The sequence below is a fragment of the Croceitalea sp. W27 genome (assembly GCF_055693185.1).
In genome coordinates this window covers 1,097,469-1,116,235 of sequence record NZ_CM146327.1, presented here as the reverse complement: position 1 = coordinate 1,116,235, position 18,767 = coordinate 1,097,469, and the positions used below count along the sequence as shown (strand labels likewise).

At 37.7% G+C, this 18,767-nt stretch carries 16 protein-coding genes; 10 read left to right on the top strand and 6 right to left on the bottom strand.

Features of this window, described 5'->3' with window-relative positions; genetic code table 11:
• Positions 1–12 precede the first annotated feature (12 nt).
• Both ACZ1GR_RS04945 and pepT read right to left on the bottom strand, forming a co-directional pair.
• Positions 13–612, bottom strand: coding sequence for a YdeI/OmpD-associated family protein (locus tag ACZ1GR_RS04945; RefSeq protein ID WP_472611111.1), 600 nt, complete (start codon positions 610–612; stop codon positions 13–15).
• A 2-nt stretch (positions 613–614) separates the two neighbouring features.
• A complete protein-coding gene (gene pepT / locus ACZ1GR_RS04940) occupies positions 615–1,841 on the bottom strand; it encodes a peptidase T (protein WP_472611110.1) in 1,227 nt (408 codons plus the stop codon).
• A 95-nt stretch (positions 1,842–1,936) separates the two neighbouring features.
• Here pepT and ACZ1GR_RS04935 point away from each other — a divergent pair, with 95 nt between their 5' ends.
• The 3 genes from ACZ1GR_RS04935 (at position 1,937) to ACZ1GR_RS04925 (ending at position 4,004) form a co-directional block, all read left to right on the top strand.
• A complete protein-coding gene (locus ACZ1GR_RS04935) occupies positions 1,937–2,359 on the top strand; it encodes a hypothetical protein (protein ID WP_472611109.1) in 423 nt (140 codons plus the stop codon).
• Positions 2,360–2,416: 57 nt separating this feature from the next.
• The gene (locus ACZ1GR_RS04930) at positions 2,417–3,457 is read left to right on the top strand and encodes a quinone-dependent dihydroorotate dehydrogenase (RefSeq protein WP_472611108.1); all 1,041 of its coding nucleotides are present in this window, start codon (positions 2,417–2,419) and stop codon (positions 3,455–3,457) included.
• Between the two features lie 142 nt (positions 3,458–3,599).
• Complete coding sequence (locus tag ACZ1GR_RS04925) at positions 3,600–4,004, top strand: DinB family protein (protein WP_472611107.1); 405 nt, start codon at positions 3,600–3,602, stop codon at positions 4,002–4,004.
• A gap of 3 nt (positions 4,005–4,007) precedes the next feature.
• Here the strand turns inward: ACZ1GR_RS04925 and ACZ1GR_RS04920 are convergent, their stop codons facing one another.
• A complete protein-coding gene (locus tag ACZ1GR_RS04920) occupies positions 4,008–4,337 on the bottom strand; it encodes a Dabb family protein (RefSeq protein WP_472611106.1) in 330 nt (109 codons plus the stop codon).
• 170 nt (positions 4,338–4,507) lie between these two features.
• Here ACZ1GR_RS04920 and ACZ1GR_RS04915 point away from each other — a divergent pair, with 170 nt between their 5' ends.
• Both ACZ1GR_RS04915 and ACZ1GR_RS04910 read left to right on the top strand, forming a co-directional pair.
• Positions 4,508–5,134, top strand: a complete 627-nt coding sequence (locus ACZ1GR_RS04915) for a LysE family translocator (RefSeq protein WP_472611105.1) — start codon at positions 4,508–4,510, stop codon at positions 5,132–5,134.
• A gap of 19 nt (positions 5,135–5,153) precedes the next feature.
• Positions 5,154–6,017: a hydroxymethylglutaryl-CoA lyase gene (locus ACZ1GR_RS04910; protein WP_472611104.1), complete on the top strand. Its 864-nt coding sequence runs from the start codon at positions 5,154–5,156 to the stop codon at positions 6,015–6,017.
• A gap of 50 nt (positions 6,018–6,067) precedes the next feature.
• Here ACZ1GR_RS04910 and ACZ1GR_RS04905 read toward each other — a convergent pair whose 3' ends face one another.
• Complete coding sequence (locus tag ACZ1GR_RS04905; protein ID WP_472611103.1) at positions 6,068–8,287, bottom strand: TonB-dependent receptor family protein; 2,220 nt, start codon at positions 8,285–8,287, stop codon at positions 6,068–6,070.
• A gap of 225 nt (positions 8,288–8,512) precedes the next feature.
• Between ACZ1GR_RS04905 and guaB the strand changes: the two genes are divergently transcribed.
• The 3 genes from guaB (at position 8,513) to ACZ1GR_RS04890 (ending at position 14,762) form a co-directional block, all read left to right on the top strand.
• A complete protein-coding gene (gene guaB, locus ACZ1GR_RS04900) occupies positions 8,513–9,985 on the top strand; it encodes an IMP dehydrogenase (protein WP_472611102.1) in 1,473 nt (490 codons plus the stop codon).
• Between the two features lie 213 nt (positions 9,986–10,198).
• Entirely contained in the window at positions 10,199–11,086 is an 888-nt protein-coding gene (locus ACZ1GR_RS04895; protein ID WP_377765343.1) for an ABC transporter ATP-binding protein, read from the top strand.
• Between the two features lie 31 nt (positions 11,087–11,117).
• The gene (locus ACZ1GR_RS04890; RefSeq protein ID WP_472611101.1) at positions 11,118–14,762 is read left to right on the top strand and encodes an ABC transporter permease/M1 family aminopeptidase; all 3,645 of its coding nucleotides are present in this window, start codon (positions 11,118–11,120) and stop codon (positions 14,760–14,762) included.
• Between the two features lie 74 nt (positions 14,763–14,836).
• Here the strand turns inward: ACZ1GR_RS04890 and ACZ1GR_RS04885 are convergent, their stop codons facing one another.
• Positions 14,837–15,346, bottom strand: coding sequence for a thioredoxin family protein (locus ACZ1GR_RS04885; RefSeq protein WP_472611100.1), 510 nt, complete (start codon positions 15,344–15,346; stop codon positions 14,837–14,839).
• 60 nt (positions 15,347–15,406) lie between these two features.
• Entirely contained in the window at positions 15,407–16,648 is a 1,242-nt protein-coding gene (gene lysA / locus ACZ1GR_RS04880; RefSeq protein ID WP_472611099.1) for a diaminopimelate decarboxylase, read from the bottom strand.
• A gap of 158 nt (positions 16,649–16,806) precedes the next feature.
• On the opposite strand from lysA, the gene ACZ1GR_RS04875 reads away from it, so the two are divergent.
• Positions 16,807–17,448 carry an LON peptidase substrate-binding domain-containing protein gene (locus ACZ1GR_RS04875; RefSeq protein ID WP_377765336.1) on the top strand — a complete coding sequence of 214 codons (642 nt, stop codon included), beginning with the start codon at positions 16,807–16,809 and terminating at the stop codon, positions 17,446–17,448.
• A gap of 90 nt (positions 17,449–17,538) precedes the next feature.
• Positions 17,539–18,732 (top strand): ADP-forming succinate--CoA ligase subunit beta, encoded by a 1,194-nt coding sequence (sucC, locus tag ACZ1GR_RS04870; protein WP_377765335.1) that lies wholly within the window; start codon positions 17,539–17,541, stop codon positions 18,730–18,732.
• Positions 18,733–18,767: the final 35 nt, after the last annotated feature.

Below are 18,767 nucleotides of genomic sequence, written 5' to 3'. Positions count from 1 at the left end.
CCTTTAAATAAACTAGTATTGCCGATATCTGTCGCTAAGACCTTCACCCCTTAAAATCATTGGAATGATTTTTTCGAGCCGTCTAAGTTTGGTTTTTTCTTGCTTCGCACTCGCAATATGCTCATTGAACTCTTTTTGCTTGTAATCACTCATTTGATTAAAAGCTAGCTTTAACTTTTTATCCTCATCCAATTTTTTGGCAAGTAGTTCTGGTACCGCAACTTTTTTTGTCGATTTTGATGGAACTAATACCCTATTGTTTTTTTGATTTTCAATCGCTTCGCGGATGTACCCAAGAACTTGGGTTTTGTTTATATCTTCAAGGCTATGAAACTTCCAATGACGCATTGCTTTTGTTTTCCCTTCTTGCGCATTTTCGAGCACATTATGCGGATCATTTAGAAATACCCCATTGAAGAACCAGATGCCAAAATGGTTCTTGAACTTACAAATGGCGAGCACATTTTTGTTTTTTAGGGTATAGGTGGGAAAAAGCCATTTGAACGTTTCCTCTAAGTCGGTTTTTAAGGCTAAATCCCTTAAAATACCAATGGCTTTTTTGTAATGATGTTCTTCGGCAAAATAGGCCTCAACTTTTTCAGACCGATTCATAATTAGAATTTTTCACCAGTAAGTTCGCAAATTTTTACAATAGTTTCAACTGCTTTTTGCATACTTTCTAGCGGCACGTATTCATACTTGCCATGAAAATTATGTCCTCCTGCAAAAATATTAGGGCAGGGCAGGCCCATAAAACTCAATTGTGAGCCATCAGTGCCTCCTCTAATGGGTTTAATTATAGGTTCGATTCCTATTTTCAGCATAGCCTCTTCAACAATTTCGATAATATGAAAAACAGGCTCTATTTTTTCTTTCATATTTCTGTATTGATCATTGATTTCTACAGAAATAATCGCTCCATATTTATTATTCAGCTTTTGGGAAATAGCTCGCAACAAGCCCTTTCTCGCCTGAAACTGCTCTTCATCATGATCACGTATAATTAGCTCGAATTCGGCATTTTCAATATCTCCTTTTATACCATGAATATGAAAAAAGCCTTCATTGCCCTCGGTCATTTCGGGTACCTCTCGTGGAGGCATAAGACTTATGAACTCATTAGCAACACCAATGGCGTTGATCATTTTGTTCTTTGCATAGCCTGGGTGTACACTTTTACCTTTTATAATCACCTTTGCGCCGGCGGCATTAAAATTTTCATATTCAAGTTCACCAATCTGACTTCCATCTACCGTATAGGCCCAATCTGCCCCAAACTTTTTTACATCAAACTTATGTGCGCCTCTACCAATTTCTTCATCAGGGGTGAAGCCTACGCGAATTTTCCCATGTTTTATTTCAGGATTTTGAATTAAAAATTCCATAGCGGTTATAATTTCGGCTACTCCGGCCTTATCATCAGCTCCTAATAAAGTCTTTCCGTTTGTAGTAATCAGCGTTTGCCCTTCGTATTGTTTTAAATCTTTGAAATAATCGGGCGATAAGACTGTATTTGAAGCTTTATCCAAAACAATATCGCCACCATCGTAATTTTCAATGATTTGTGGTTTTACATTAGCGCCTGTATAATCTGGTGTGGTATCATAATGCGCTATAAAACCAATTGTAGGAACTTCTTTGTTTAGATTACTGGGCAAGGTGGCCATGATATATCCATTTTCATCGATAGAGACCTTTTCCAGGCCAATCTTACTCAGTTCAAGTACAAGTTTTTTAGCTAATTTCCACTGTTTTTCTGTACTTGGGGTAGTTTTGGAATTAGGGTCACTTTGTGTATCAATTGAAACATATTCCAAAAATCGAGGTAGTAGGTTTTCCATAAAACATGCTTTTCATCAAAAATAATGCTTATTAAATCGGAAATATGATAAAAAAAAGCCGATTGCAGCTATATTGTTGTACTAACCTAACTGATTTGATAAGAACTTTACTCCCTTTATTTCTACTACTAATGCACTTTTCCGCCTATTCGCAAGAAGTATGTTACTTGGGGATTGGTGGTAAAGACGATAATACTATTAAAAATGTCTTTAAGTTAGATTCTACTCAAGTTCAAAAACTTAAAGATTGGGGGGCAGAGCTAAAATACCGCAATAGTTTTTTAATCGATCAAGCGAACAATTTGGTCAAAAGGCATGCAGAGAGCTCACCAGAAGTACTCATGACGATGTCTTACCAGTACAGAAAATTATTGGATAGTATGCAAAGTAATTTGCATATGCTCGATAAGCGTATGTTGGGTATTTTTACTGACGAGCAATACAGCCTTTACGTTAAACTCTGCCATGAAATTTCTAGTAGTCCGCTTTACCCGACCATTCCTGTTAACGAAAAATAGCAAAAGATGTCAGATTACCAGGTAAGAGTTTCTATTTTTGCGCAAATTTCAGAGTAGATGTATAAGTACCTAATTAGGCCCTTATTGTTTTTATTTGATGCCGAAACTGCGCATCATTTTTCTTTCTTTTCTATAAGAATACTATCTAAATTGGGCTTTGCTTCGATATTTAGGTCATTGTACTTAGTAGATGATAAAAAATTGGAACGCGAAGTTTTTGGTATAAAATTTAAGAATCCCGTGGGTTTGGCAGCAGGTTTTGATAAAGATGCCAAGCTTTTTAATGAATTTTCAGACTTTGGTTTTGGTTTCGTTGAAATCGGAACGCTAACACCAAAAGGCCAACCAGGTAACCCTAAACCAAGATTATTCCGCTTGAGAGATGATCAGGGAATTATTAACCGAATGGGTTTTAATAATGGCGGCGTTTTTGATGCGGTCGAAAGACTTAAGAAAGAGCATCGCGTAATTGTTGGCGGAAATATTGGTAAGAACAAGATCACTGCTAATAAAGATGCGGTCAAGGATTATCTAATTTGCTTTGATGCCCTTTTTGAACATGTGGACTACTTTGTAGTAAATGTGAGCTCCCCTAATACTCCGGGACTAAGGGAACTACAGGATAAAAAACCTTTAACCGAACTATTAAAGCAATTAAAACGAGAGAATTCAAAAATTGCCAAGACGAATAATGTCAAAGAGAAACCCATTTTATTAAAAATAGCTCCCGATTTGACCGAAAGCCAGTTATTGGACATAATTGATATCGTGGCAAATACAAAGATTGAGGGAATTATCGCCACGAATACGACCATCAATAGAAAAGGTTTGAAATCTCATTTAACACTGGCAGAAGAAAAGGGTGGACTTAGTGGAAAACCTTTAAAGAACAGAAGTACCGAAGTAATACGCTTTTTGGCAGAAAAGAGTAATAAGGCATTCCCTATTATTGGGGTTGGTGGAATTCATTCTGCTGAAGATGCTTTGGAAAAATTGGAAGCTGGTGCTGACCTAGTTCAATTGTATACTGGTTTCGTCTACGAAGGACCGGGTTTGCTTAAGAAAATCAATAAAGCTATCTTGGAAAGGGAACAGTAATCCTTTTCAAATGAAGCAATTCTCACTAGTTTTAGTAGCATTAATTTCTACCACCTTAGTATTTAGTCAGCAAGAAAAAGAGCCAAAAAACAAGTTTACAAAAATGTACCTCCCCGTTTGACTAGAGGCGCAATCACATTGCTTGGAGGTTGCCGAGGCAATGCCCCAAGAACTATATAATTTCAGACCAACCCCTGAAAGTAAATCCTTCGCAGAGCAAATGGTTCATATTGGGTATACCATAGAACTTCTGACCAAACGTTATGTTCAAGGTATGGAAGTGGTTCCAAATACCCCGGATGCTTCCAAACTTAGTAAGTCCGAAATTATCACCTTGTTAAAATCAGGGTTTGCCTATACTACGGAAATCATTAAAACTATAGAACAAGAAAAACTCGATGAAAACTGCGTGATGTATCATAGTGGAAATACGGTAAGCAGGGCTTTCGCATTTTTTTATGTGCAAGACCATTTAACCAATCATAGGGCGAAAGCCAACCTTTATCTACGAATGAATGCTATCGAACCTCCAGAATATACTTGGTAAATTTTACTGCGCCCAGTAATCTAAGACCAAGACATCATCAATATGAGGTGAAGCAACGACTATAAAAGCCTTATGATCTGGATGAGGCAGATAGATAGCCCTATCTTCTTCATTTTTAAAGCTTACAAAAAAGGAATGGGTAAAACCTTTATCCAAACCTTCAGGGCTATTATTGGTTCCCCATTCAAAATCCACAATTTGCGGAATTTTTCCTGGTAAAGCTGCAAATGTCTTTTCAATAGTAGCTAGCTCTTCTGTACTTGTATCTTCTTTAAATTTAAAGAGTACGATATGGCGTAGTAAGCTGTTTTGTGTTATTTTTTCAGTGGTCATTGTTGATTTTTCTTTTACATCGATTGAAACACACCCTTGTATAAGGAAAAAGGAGACTAGTAAAAATAATGAACTGATTAGATGATTGATTCTCATATTTGATTTATCAGGAGCTCGAATTTAGCTTTTAAAATTATAGAATTTGTATTTTGAGCACTTAAAATTCAATTTTGAATTACGAAATACTACTTGGTTTTATTCTTGCCACAGCTGCGCTTAGTGTATCTCCCGGACCGGATAATATTTTTGTACTTACCCAGAGTATTGCCAATGGTAAAAAATATGGTTTAGCGACCGTTGCGGGGCTAATGACCGGTTGTTTGGTGCACACCAGCTTTCTGGCTTTCGGTGTTTCAACGATTATAAAGAACAATGACACGGTCTTTTTAATTATTAAACTGTTCGGTGTGGCCTATCTCTTATATCTTTCTTATTTGGTTTATAAGGGTGGAAATACCATTGAGATAAATAGGGAAGTAGCTCCACAAAAGGGAGTGTTAGCGCTATTTCGAAAAGGCTTTGTAATGAATGTCTTAAACCCAAAAGTGACTATCTTCTTTTTAGCATTTTTTCCCGGTTTTCTTTTTAGCGATAGCTTAAATACAATTTGGCAATTTTATATTCTGGGTTTTATCTTTATACTAGTTTCTTTCATGATTTTTGCGGCTATTGCCATTCTTGCAGGCGCTATTAGCACCTATATTTTAAGAACTCCAAAAGCCGGCTTTTTTCTTAAGTGGTTGCAGATTGTTGTTTTTGTTGGTATAGCTATTTATCTACTGCTATCGGATAAATAATGGTAATTTTGAAATTAGAATGTCAAAAGTAAAACTCATAGAATGTCCACGAGATGCCATGCAGGGTATAAAGGCATTTATTCCAACGGAATGGAAGGTCAAATATATTCAGTCGCTCTTAGGCTGCGGTTTTGATACTATAGATTTTGGAAGTTTTGTTTCGCCCAAGGCAATTCCTCAAATGGTAGATACGGCAGCGGTTTTAAGTAGGTTGGATTTATCAAAAACCAATAGCAAACTTTTAGCGATTGTCGCTAATGTTAGAGGTGCTGCGGATGCGAGCGAGCATAAAGAAATAGATTATTTGGGCTACCCTTTTTCAATTTCTGAGAACTTTCAAATGCGAAACACGCACAAGACTATTGAACAGTCTGTTGAAACCCTTAAAAGTATTTTAGATATTGCCAATAACACTGGTAAAGAAGTGGTTACTTACATTTCAATGGGTTTTGGAAACCCCTATGGTGACCCTTGGAACGTTGAAATAGTGGGGGAGTGGACAGAACGTCTTGCAGGGATGGGAGCAAAAATATTATCGCTTTCTGATACCGTGGGTACTTCAAACCCAGAAACCATAGATTATCTTTTTTCCAATCTTATACCAAAATACCCAGAAATCGAGTTCGGGGCACATTTGCATACCACGCCCGCAAAATGGCACGAAAAGGTTGATGCTGCTTATAAAGCGGGGTGTAGGCGTTTTGATGGGGCCATACAAGGTTTTGGTGGCTGCCCTATGGCTAAAGACGAATTGACCGGTAATATGCCTACCGAGCGTATGTTATCTTACTTTACTGCGGAAAAGGCAGATTCCAATGTAAACGCTATGGTTTTTGAGGCAGCTTATAACAAGGCAACAGAGCTTTTTTCTTCTTACCACTAAAAACGCCCAACAAAAGTCGGGCGTTATAAATCATAATATCTATTATTTATCTAATACCTTAATTCTAATCCTCCAAAAAAGCCAAAAGGCATTCCTGGTCTAAGTCCAGCAGGTACTCTTGCCACTGCATAAGTTTCATCTAGCAAGTTCATCATATTCGCTGTTAAGGCAATATGTTTTCCTAAACGGTACTTGCCACCTAAGTCCAATACTAGATTCGAATCGACTTTTTCATTTTCTGGAATAGATCCGCTACCAGCTTGGGTTCTAAAAGCGCCATTAAATCGACCATTAAAGTTTATCTCATACTTTTCATGAACAAAAGAAAGCGTTGCGTTTAATTGATGTTTAGAAAGATAGGGTAGTTCATCGCCGGCATTTACTTCACCCCAAATATCATTTTCGCTACCAAAACTATTCAGAAATTCAGTATCTGTATAAGTGTAACCAATTGTCAATGGGAAAACGAAATTTTCTGAATTTGGAAGCAGGTTATAGTTTAAAAGCACTTCCAGTCCTTGAACTTTTACTTCTCCCGCATTGAACTGATCCAAAGACCCTGTGCCTCCGGTAGCCGCCAAATCGCTTCCCAGTAGGTTGCTATAATCATTATAGAAACCAACAACCTCACCTGTTAGTCCTCCATAGGTAAAACGCGTGCCTAATTCATAGTTTACACTTTCCTCAGGTTGTTCCCCCACTTGATTGCTTGGCGGAGAAAAACCTTTGTGAACTCCTCCAAAGAGCGAAATATTTTCGAAATTATAATTGAAACCCATACCGGGTATAAAAACGTCAACTTTGTTTTCACGTTCCGAAAGGTCGATACCAGTTCGTTCAACATCGTTATTTCCAAAATTCCTCCTGCCAAGATTTATATTCTCATATCTAATACCTGGCGTCAAGGTCAGGTTCTTATATTTTAACTTGTACAGCGCGTACGATGAAAAAGCGGTAGCATCACTAATTCTATTGGCATTAGTCCCAGGTATCCCCACATTTGTTAATTGCATTATACCATTGGTTATCCCGTAATCATCAATCCATTGAAAACGGTCCTCTTCATCATAATGGTATCGCAGTCCTACTTCGATATCATGAAACGTATTTTCCCCTGTCCAATGATAGTCCAGTTTTGTTTGCACACCTGTTGAGAGATACTTTCTGTTATTGGCCCGAACATTGATTGCATCATCTGCTCCGCTATCTGTATTACCTCTAACAAGATCAATATAAGGGGCAAAGTTTTCCGGGTTATTGAATACCGTCCCTATTCCTTCTCTTTGGCCATTTATTGTTATAAAGTCAGATTTGTACCAATTTCTGCTAAAATCATTAATATATCCAACGGTGGTTATTCTAAAATAATCATTGAACTTAAGAATATGGGTACCCATGAATTGTAGGTGCTCTGTATTCATTTGATCCACTTGAGAACCTGCATATCTTCTAAAAGGAGTATTTTCAAAATCTTCTTGGGTAAGCCCTAAGTAGGTTTCATCTGAGGTTTCATCAGAATATTGAAATTTAAATTCGAATTCTTGTCCTAATTTAGCCTCAGGGTTGGTTCTCACCTTGAATTTTGCAACCAAATCATTTTTGTCAAAACCGGTATCCGCGCCGTTATCCAATTGTTTAAATCCGTTAGAATTATAATTCAGATATTCTATAGAGTAACCAAAATTCTTTTTGCTGTCACCAAGCTGGGCATGAATTCTGCCACTCTGAAAGCTACCATAACTGGAATTTAAGAAAATGCCAAAGTCTTCAGGCACCTCGGTTGATAACATGTTTATCGCTCCTCCAGTAGTATAGGGGCCATATTGCACTTGACTACTTCCCTTAAGTACTTCTACAGCCTGCATTCTGGCGATTGTTGGAAAATAATATGCGGATGGTGCACTGTATGGAGCGGGAGCAATTAAAACACCATCTTCCATTAATGTAATCTTTGAACTTCTTTCAGGTGAAGTGCCACGTAAGCTTATGTTTGGTCTTAATCCAAAACCATCTTCTTCATAAACATTTACCCCGGGTACACTTCTTAGGGTTCTATTAACATCTGTGTAATTAAATCTTTTAATCTCTTCAGGAGAAATATAATACGCAGAACCTGTTCTGTTCTTTGCTTCAAACTTACTTCCAAGAATAACCTTAGCTGAAAGAACCACTTCGTTTAATCGAATTGAATCTATCTTCTGCGGAACATTTTGTTGTGAAAACAATGAAAAGGCGATAAAGAATACAGGTAAAAATAACTTTTTTGGCATCACTATTTATTTAGACTGATTTAAAATAACAAGGCAAATGTAAAAATGGAGTAGCTAAAATCAAAGCTTATTTAGAATAAATAAAAATAAGAATGTTTTATGTTTTCATTCCCAATGGGTTACATCAAAAATTTAACATACTGGGCTTTAACACTGGTTCAAATTCTTGATAAAACCACCTAAGTAAAAAACAGTATCTTTGCACGCAATTAATCCGTAATTGCAATGGAAGCCCACCTAAATAAGATTCTCGGCGAAGGCCTTACTTATGACGATGTTCTCTTAGTGCCCGCTTTTTCTGAAGTGCTGCCAAGGGAAGTGAGTATCAAGTCTAAATTCACACGAAATATTACCATTAATGTTCCTATAGTATCCGCTGCTATGGATACCGTGACAGAATCTAAAATGGCAATTGCAATTGCCCAAGAGGGGGGTATTGGGGTTTTGCACAAGAATATGACTATAGAAGAGCAAGCCTTGAAAGTGCGCAAAGTAAAGCGTGCAGAAAGCGGTATGATAATGGATCCTGTCACAATGCCTTTAAACTCTAAGGTTATTGATGCAAAGGCCAATATGAAAGAGCATAGTATCGGTGGAATTCCTATAGTTGATGACTCAGGAAAATTGATTGGTATTGTGACCAATCGTGATTTGCGTTTTGAAAAGAATAACGAAAGACCAATAGCTGAAGTAATGACTTCAGAAAATCTTGTAACTGCAGGCGAAGGGACTTCCCTTTCGGAAGCTGAGGATATTCTGCAAGAACATAAAATTGAAAAGCTGCCAGTTGTAGACAAAGATTACAAATTGGTAGGCCTTATTACATTTAGGGATATAACAAAGCTTACCCAAAAACCAATTGCTAATAAAGACCAATACGGAAGGCTTCGCGTAGCTGCAGCCTTGGGAGTTACAGGAGATGCGGTGGATAGAGCCAAGGCGCTGGTAAACGCTGGTGTAGACGCCGTTGTTATAGATACGGCACATGGGCACACCAAAGGTGTGGTGTCTGTTTTAAAAGAGGTTAAAAGTAAATTTCCCAAGCTTGATGTGATTGTAGGAAACATTGCTACCGGTGAAGCTGCAAAATATTTAGTTGAAGCTGGTGCCGATGCGGTAAAAGTAGGTATCGGACCAGGTTCTATTTGTACAACAAGAGTTGTGGCTGGAGTTGGATTCCCACAGTTTTCTGCAGTTTTAGAAGTGTCAGCGGCTATAAAAGGTTCAGGTGTCCCCGTAATTGCGGACGGAGGAATTAGATACACGGGTGACATTCCTAAAGCAATTGCTGCGGGAGCAGATACTGTCATGTTAGGTTCTTTATTGGCAGGTACCAAGGAGTCGCCTGGTGAAACTATTATTTATGAAGGGCGTAAATTTAAGAGCTACCGCGGAATGGGTTCTGTTGAAGCGATGAAACAAGGTAGTAAAGACCGCTATTTTCAAGATGTTGAAGATGATATCAAAAAATTGGTTCCAGAAGGTATTGTAGGTCGTGTACCCTATAAAGGAGATTTGTTTGAAAGTATTCATCAATTCGTTGGGGGCTTACGTGCCGGTATGGGTTATTGCGGCGCAAAGGATATTGAAACCTTAAAGGAAACGGGTCGTTTTGTTAAAATTACCGCTAGCGGCATTAATGAAAGCCATCCTCATGATGTAACTATTACTAAAGAGAGTCCTAATTATAGTAGATAAGAATTTTTTAGCTTCAGAATTTATAGGTCAAAGTTTTATCTACAGTTTTAATTTCAACGCATGTATACTTGCGGGTTTTAGTTCATCCAAATAAAAATCACTACTTTTTGTAACAAGTTTGATGAGATATAGTCTCATTGAAACAAGAGCGCTGTTGTCGTTTATAACCGACGATAAATAGAATCATTTAACTAAATCAACTAATCTTCGCAAATGGATTTACAAATTGAAAACTTGAGTAAAACGTATTCTAACGGTGTACAGGCCCTAAAAAATGTCAATCTAACCATACCTAGGGGCATGTTTGGTCTTCTAGGTCCAAACGGAGCAGGCAAATCCTCGCTCATGCGCACTTTAGCAACCTTGCAACAAGCAGACGAGGGTGCGGTAACCTTAGGTGAAATCGATGTTTTAAAAGACAAGGAGAAAGTTCGTGAAATATTAGGCTACCTACCCCAAGAATTTGGCGTTTATCCAAAAGTGAGCTCGTATAATATGCTTAATCATATTGCTTCGCTAAAAGGTGTTTCAAGCAAAGGTGAGCGCAAAGATTTGGTAGAGTCTTTATTGACAAAAACGAATCTTTGGCATGTGCGTAATAAAAGTTTGGGTACCTATTCCGGTGGTATGAAACAGCGCTTTGGCATTGCGCAAGCACTTATTGGAGATCCTAGATTGATTATTGTGGATGAGCCCACAGCAGGTCTCGACCCTGCGGAGCGTGTTCGTTTTCATAATCTATTAAGCGAGATAGGGGAAAATACTATCGTTATTCTATCGACACATATTGTTGAAGACATTTCTAATCTATGTAATAATATGGCCATTATTTGCCTTGGTGAAGTGGTCGCAAAAGGTAACCCGGCCGAATTGACCCAAGCGGTAAAAGGTAGGGTCTGGAAAAAGGCCATTGAAAAGTCTGAACTTGAATCGTATCAGTCAGATCTTCAGGTTATCTCCACACACTTAAAAGCCGGTAAAACAGTAATACATGTTTTAAGTGATAACCAACCCGATGCTTCTTTCGAAGCTAGCGATGCTAATTTAGAAGATGTTTACTTCGCTGAGATTACCTCGCGTATGGAAACTATTTCTGCATAATTGTTTTACTAACCATTAAAATTTTACAATTATGTTTAAAGAAATATTCTTATTCGAAATTAAGTACCGTTTAAAAAGACCAGCCACTTGGGCTTACTTTGGTATACTGCTATTATTTGGGCTTTTTGTGGCTATAGGTGATAATGGTCCGGCATCCGAAAAGGTGTTTGTGAATGCTCCGGTTGCAATTGCAACGACACTCGCTACCATAAGTATTTTTGCGATTATGATTGCAAGCGCGATAATGGGGGTACCTGTATATAGAGATATTGAACACAAAACCGAGAACTACTTCTTTTCTTACCCCATTACGGAAAAAGGATATATACTGGGTCGCTTCTTTGGTTCTATGAGTACGCTATTTTTAGTGAGTATGGGCTTGCATATTGGTCTTATTGTTGGGGCTTTAATTGGGCCGTATGCCGGGTATGTAGAGGCAGACCGCTATACCTTTCTTAATCTATGGCATTATATACAACCTACTATAACCGTTTATTGGACAAACCTATTTTTTGCTGGTTGTATCTTTTTTGCTTTGGTAAGTTTAACAAAACGGGTGATGTTGGCCTATGCCGGGGGTGCCATATTGTTTATTACCTATCTGGTAACCTTAACACTTACGCAAGACATTGAAAATAAAACATTGACCAGCTTGTTAGATCCTTTTGGTTTTACAAGTCTTAATAATATTATTCAATATTGGACTCCTGAAGAGCAGAATACCCGACTGATTCCTTTTGAGGGAATGTTATTATGGAATCGTTTGTTATGGGTTGGTATAGGCGTAGCCTTGTTTTTATTTACACTATTTAAATTTGATTTTCAATCCTTTTTAAACAAGAACTTTAGCAGTAAAAAGAAAAAACTGGTTGCAGATGAGGTTAAGAGTAGCGCCGCATTGACTAAAATTCCATCGGTAGCCAAGGCCTTCTCGAGCAGTTTAAACATAAAGTTGCTTTTTAAGCTTGCCTTTATGGAGTTTAAGAATATAATTTCAGATAACTTCTTCAAAGCTATTTTTATAGCGGCGGTGGCCTTTTTGTTTTTTGACGGTTGGTTCGGTGCGCCAATTTATGGAACCCCTTCTTTGCCTTTGACCTATTACATGTTAGAGGTGAAAAACTTCACGTACATCATTTTGATTTTTATACTTATTGTATTTATGACCGGTGAGGTTTTGCATCGTGAAAGGGGTGTGAATTACGATCAGATTTTTGGGTCATTGCCAATTCCTAACCGAATTGTATACGGTTCAAAATTCCTTGCTTTGGTAATGGTGAGCTTTATTTTGGTCAATATGATTTTGGTCAGTGGGGTTCTAAATCAGGTTCTGAAAGGGTACTTCAATTTTGAGTTTGATAAATACTTTACCGATTTATACCTTTTTGAATTTCCGAAATACATCAGTTTTGTGATGTTGGCCTTTTTTGTTCATTCTATAGTTACCAAGAAGTTTTTAGGTCATGTAGTTGCCATCGCTATTTGGACTGTATTATTTGGACTTAATGCCATGGCCGATATTGATAATAACCTATACTTGTACAGTTACGCTCCAGGCTATACCGTTAGTGACATGAACGGTTTTGGTCATTTTGGGAAGGCTCTGTTATGGTTTAAAACGTATTGGTTGGCATGTGGAGGTATTTTAACGGTTATTGGTTATTTATTTTGGAAAAGGGGTACGGATTCTGGAAGAAAAGCAAGATGGAGCCTGGCTAAAAGTCGTTTAAATTCAAAATCAATTGGTGCCTTAGTAATATTGCTCGCTGTTTTTATCGGTACAGGAATCTTTATAAACAAGAATACAAGAACAATAAATAATTACAGAACGGACGATGAGGCAACTATAGGCAGAGCCAATTACGAGAAGACTTTAAGACAATACGATAAAATTGCTCAGCCGAAGGTGATAGATGTAAAACTGAATGCAGATTTAATTCCCGAAGAACGTTCTGCAAATATTAGCACAGTGATGACAATGGTAAACAAGACCAATGAGACCATCGATAAGCTTCATTTAAATTGGGGTGCTGAGGGCTTATTGAAAAAAGAGGTCACACAATTTTTAATAGAAGGTAAAGAACCTAAATTGGATAAGGAATATGAAGATTATGGGTACAAAATTTATGCTTTTGATACACCAATGGCACCGGGCGATACCCTAACAATGAAATTGGCTGTTTCTTCCGGATATAAAGGATTTCCCAATGAAGGTTCAGGTTCTTCTATTGTATATAATGGAACTTTTTTAAATGATGGATTTTTCCCTTCTTTTGGGTATAGTAGTCAAGGAGAATTATCAAGTGATCAAGACCGTAAAAAATACGAATTGCCCGTTAAAGATTATCAGCTCCCAGAACAGACAGATGAGTGGGGTACTAGTAATTTGCTGTTTAATGATGATGCAGATTATATCACTTTTGAAGGCACTGTAAGTACAGCTCCTGATCAAATTGCAATCCTTCCAGGATATTTACAAAAAGAATGGGAGCAAGATGGAAGAAAATACTTCACATACAAAATGGAGGGCGAACTTGATTTCTTTTATAACATATCATCTGCGGCATATGCGGTGCACCGAGAGGTTTGGACAGGTAAAAGAGGTGAGCAGGTAAATATTGAAATTTTCCATCACCCTTCGCATACCTATAACTTAGATCGTTTCGTAAACGGAGTTAAAAAGTCCATGGATTATTTCACTGAAAACTATGGTCCTTACCAATATCGTCAGATACGTATTTTAGAGTTTCCAAGGTATAGCACTTTTGCACAGAGTTTTCCCAATACCGTGCCTTTCGCAGAAAGTTTTGGCTGGGTCGGTGACTTTAGTGACCCTAATAATCTGGACTATGTATTTACGGTTACTTCGCATGAGGTAGCCCATCAATGGTGGGGTCATCAAATAACACCATCGGCGACCCGAGGAGCCAATCAAATTTCTGAAACGATGGCAGAGTACTCTTCGTTGATGGTAATGAAGAAAGAGTATGGCGTAGATGCTATGCAACGTTTTTTGAAGGAAGAGTTAGACCGTTACTTGCGAGGTAGGGCCAATGAGGGAAAATTTGAAAAAACACTTTTAGATAATGATACCCAGTCCTACGTTTGGTATCGTAAAGGAGGTTTAATTTTATACGCCTTACAAGATTTGATAGGGGAAGATAATTTGAATAGGGAGTTTAAGGCCTATACAGAGGCCGCTCGTTTTAGGCCAAAGGCCCCTTTTACCACCACACATGAATGGTATGATTATATGAAAAAGGCAACGCCTGATAGTTTACAGTATTATTTAGAAGATAGTTTTGAGAAAATAACACTGTATTCTAATAAGACTACAAGTGCAACATATAAAAAGAAAGATGATGATACCTATGAGGTTCGCATAGATGTAGAGAGTAGCAAAACCTATTTTGACGGTCTTGGAAAAACTTTAGAATCGCCAGATAAACCTAACTATTTAGAAGTTGCTGTTTTTGAATCAGATACGACCAATGCAAAAGGTTTAACCGTAAAACGGCCTTTAGCATTGAGAAAAGCATGGGTTACCCCGGGCACTTCTTCATATACGTTTATAACAAAGAAACTGCCTGTAAAAGCGGGAATAGACCCCTATAACAAAATGATTGATCGTATACCTGATGATAATTTAATTCCGGTCGAAGAATTAGAAGATTAGGATTGCAATCTTGAAATCAATAAAAAAGGCATCCTTTTTTTGAGGATGCCTTTTGTGTTTGTTAAAGCTGTCAGCTATTTGCCGATACCAGCATAGCTTTTCCAATCTTTCTCTTTATAAATATTTTCTCCAAAATAACGTGCAATTTGCATAAAGGGCTCTACTTTTTGGTATCCTGGAACAGGGGAAAGCATACCAAAGTTTTCATCTAAAAAAACTACTGTTGGGTAGCTCATTTTTCCTTGTAATAAGGCAGCTGCAAACTCATGATAGCCACGTCGGCCCTGTGGCACAAACTTAAAAGTTTTACCATTATAGGTAATATCTTCTTTTCCTTCCGCATCCAACTTTACCATATAAAAATTAGCTTTCATATAGGCGGCTACCTCCGGATTTTGAAAAGTATCTTTGTCCATTTTCTTACACCATCCGCACCAATCCGTATAAACATCTATAAATATTTTTTTAGGATTCTTATCGCTTTTCGATAGGGTATAGGCCTCATCCCAAGAAAGCCAAGTCACCTCTTGGGCCGTCAGAGATACCGTAAAAATAAACAGCAATGAAAAAAGCACTTTTTGCATAACAAAAATTTGAGTTTTTAGTCTTAAGACTATATAAAACCTAACGAAAATTATGCCATATTATTTCGCAACGAGCTTCTCACGTTTTACATCAAACAAATGCTTGGCATCCACTTGGTTGTTTATAATGTCATCAAAGGTCTCCCTTTTCCGTATTAAATGGGCTTCATTATTGTACCATAAAACTTCGGCAGGTCGGTAACGAGAATTGTAATTGCTGGCCATGGTAAAACAATAGGCCCCTGCATTTTTAAAGGCCAAGATATCGCCTTCCGATATTTCGTTTATACGTCTGTTGCTTCCAAAAGTATCCGTTTCGCAGATATAGCCTACAACAGAATAGTATCGTTCACGTCCTTTCGGATTTGATACATTAACTATTTCATGTTGCGATCCATAAAGCATGGGTCTGATTAAATGATTAAATCCAGAATCTACGCTCGCAAACACTGTTGAGGTGGTTTGTTTCACCACATTTACTTTTGCTAAAAAGAAACCAGCTTCACTTACCAAAAATTTTCCAGGCTCAAAAGCTAAAGTAAGTTCTTTGCCGTATTCTGCGCAGAATTCGTTAAAACGGGTCGTTAATTTCTTACCCAGTTCTTCAACATTAGTCTCGATATCCCCAGGTTTGTACGGTACTTTAAATCCGCTACCAAAGTCAATAAAGTCTAGGTCTTTAAAGTTTTTAGCGGTCTCAAAAAGAATTTCCGAAGCATATAGAAAAACATCAATATCTAGAATATCACTACCTGTATGCATGTGTATTCCGTTGATATTCATTTTTGTGAGTTCCACAATGCGCAATAAATGCGGTATTTGATGTATGCTGATCCCGAATTTTGAATCTATATGTCCAACGGAAATATTTGAATTGCCGCCTGCCATTACATGTGGATTAATACGAATGCATACAGGCACATCTGGATGCTTGCTTCCAAACTGTTCCAAAACCGAAAGATTATCGATGTTAATCTGCACTCCTAATGTGGCCGCTTCTTCAATTTCTTCTAATGACACCCCGTTTGGGGTATAGATAATTGATTCTGGTTTAAAACCAGCTAAAAGCCCCAGTTGTACCTCTTGAATGGATACCGTATCAAGCCCACTTCCTAAACTATTCATCAATCGTAAAATAGAAATGTTAGAAAGTGCTTTTGCTGCATAGTTCAATCTTAGTTGCCCAACACCTTTAAACGCATCGGTTAGTCGTTTAAATTGCGAACTTATCTTTTCAGCATCATACACATAGACCGGAGCTCCATGAGTTTTTGTTATTTTAAATAAATCTGCGGACTTCATACCTTCTTTCTGTTTTTGATAAAATTAAATTTCGAGCAACTAAAAAGCAAAATTAATTCACAAAAATAAATAAACACAACAATTTGTTATAAAAATAACAATAATTAGAATTGTAGTTTTTAACCTATGTTCTTATTTTTAGCAAAAATATTCAAGCCATGCAACTGCCGTTATTTCCGTTACAATCTGTTTTTTTTCCGGGGGAAACCGTACCTCTTCATATTTTTGAGGATCGTTACAAACAATTGATCAATGATTGCAGGGCAGAAGCCATGACTTTTGGTATTCCCGTTTACATCAACGACAAATTGGAATATGGCGTTGAGGTTCAACTAGTAGAGGTGGTAACCACTTATGAAGGCGGGGAGATGGATGTTACCTGTGTGGCAAGGCAGGTCTTTAAGGTACTCACTTTTGATAATGAAATGGACGGTAAGCCCTATGCTGGTGGTACGGTGGAGTTTTTGGAATCACATTATGACGCCGATGAAGATTTGCGTCAAGAAGTATTGGGTAAAATTGAAGAGTTATACGATTTAATGGCGGTTCAACTTCCACAAATAGCTATAGATAAGTTTAATAGTTATGCTTTTGCCCATAAAATGGGATTGTCCTTTGAACAAGAATACGAGCTGCTGCAACTTACCAATGAAACCAAAAGGCTAAACTATATTAGAGAGCATTTAGATACTACAATAACTGTTTTAAATCAAATAAATAGAACCAAGGCCGTAATTGAGATGAACGGACACTTTAAAAACTTTGATCCATTAGATTTTGAAGACTTCAAGGTGAACTAGTTTAGCTCTTGGTCAAATACACAACTATTAATTGTTAATTGTAAAAGTGGTTTCCTATTTTTGTGCCACAATTAAAACAGTACTCGTCATATGAATCTTCACGAATATCAGGGAAAAGAAATTTTAGCAAGTTTTGGTGTTAGAATCCAACGTGGAATTGTAGCCCATAATGCAAAAGAAGCTGTTGATGCGGCGAAACAGCTAACGCAAGAAACAGGCACAGGTTGGCATGTAATAAAGGCACAAGTTCATGCAGGCGGTCGCGGAAAAGGTGGTGGTGTCAAGTTGGCAAAAAACCTGAAAGAAGTTGAAGAACTTGCGGGAAGTATCATAGGAATGAACCTAGTCACTCCTCAGACCAGTGCCGAAGGTAAAAAAGTGCATCAAGTTTTGATTGCTGAAGATGTATATTATCCCGGCGATAGTGAAACGAATGAATTTTATATGTCGGTGTTATTAAATCGTGCAACGGGCAGAAATATGATTATGTATTCTACAGAAGGTGGAATGGATATCGAAGAAGTTGCAGAGAAGACGCCACACTTAATATATACAGAAGAAATTGACCCTGCTACCGGACTTTTAGGTTTTCAAGCTAGAAAGATTGCCTTCAACCTAGGGCTTTCAGGTACTGCTTTTAAAGAAATGACAAAATTCGTTGCTTCTTTATATAGGGCATATGTAGAAAGTGATTCTAGTATGTTTGAAATAAATCCAGTTTTAAAAACGTCTGATGACAAAATCATGGCGGTTGATGCTAAGGTTTCAATAGATGATAATGCATTGTATCGCAGAAAGCAGTACGCAGAAATGCGAGACCTGCGTGAAGAAAACCCAATTGAAGTAGAAGCACGTGCTGTAGGATTAAATTATGTTGATTTAGATGGAAATGTGGGTTGTATGGTCAACGGAGCTGGTTTGGCAATGGCCACTATGGATTTAATTAAAATGGCCGGGGGCGAACCTGCAAACTTCTTGGATGTTGGTGGAACAGCTGACGCAAAAAGAGTTGAAGAGGCTTTTAGAATTATTTTAAAAGACCCTAACGTTAAGGCCATATTAATAAATATTTTTGGTGGAATTGTACGTTGTGATAGGGTCGCTCAAGGCGTGGTAGATGCGTATAAGAATATGGGTGATTCCATAAAAGTACCGATTATAGTGAGATTGCAAGGTACCAATGCTGAGCTGGCCAAAGAGATTATAGATAATTCTGGTTTAGCCGTGCATTCTGCGGTTCAGTTTCAAGAGGCGGCAGATAAAGTAAAAGCTGTTCTGAGCTAAGACAGGATGAAATTATAGGATTTTAAAAAGGGTGA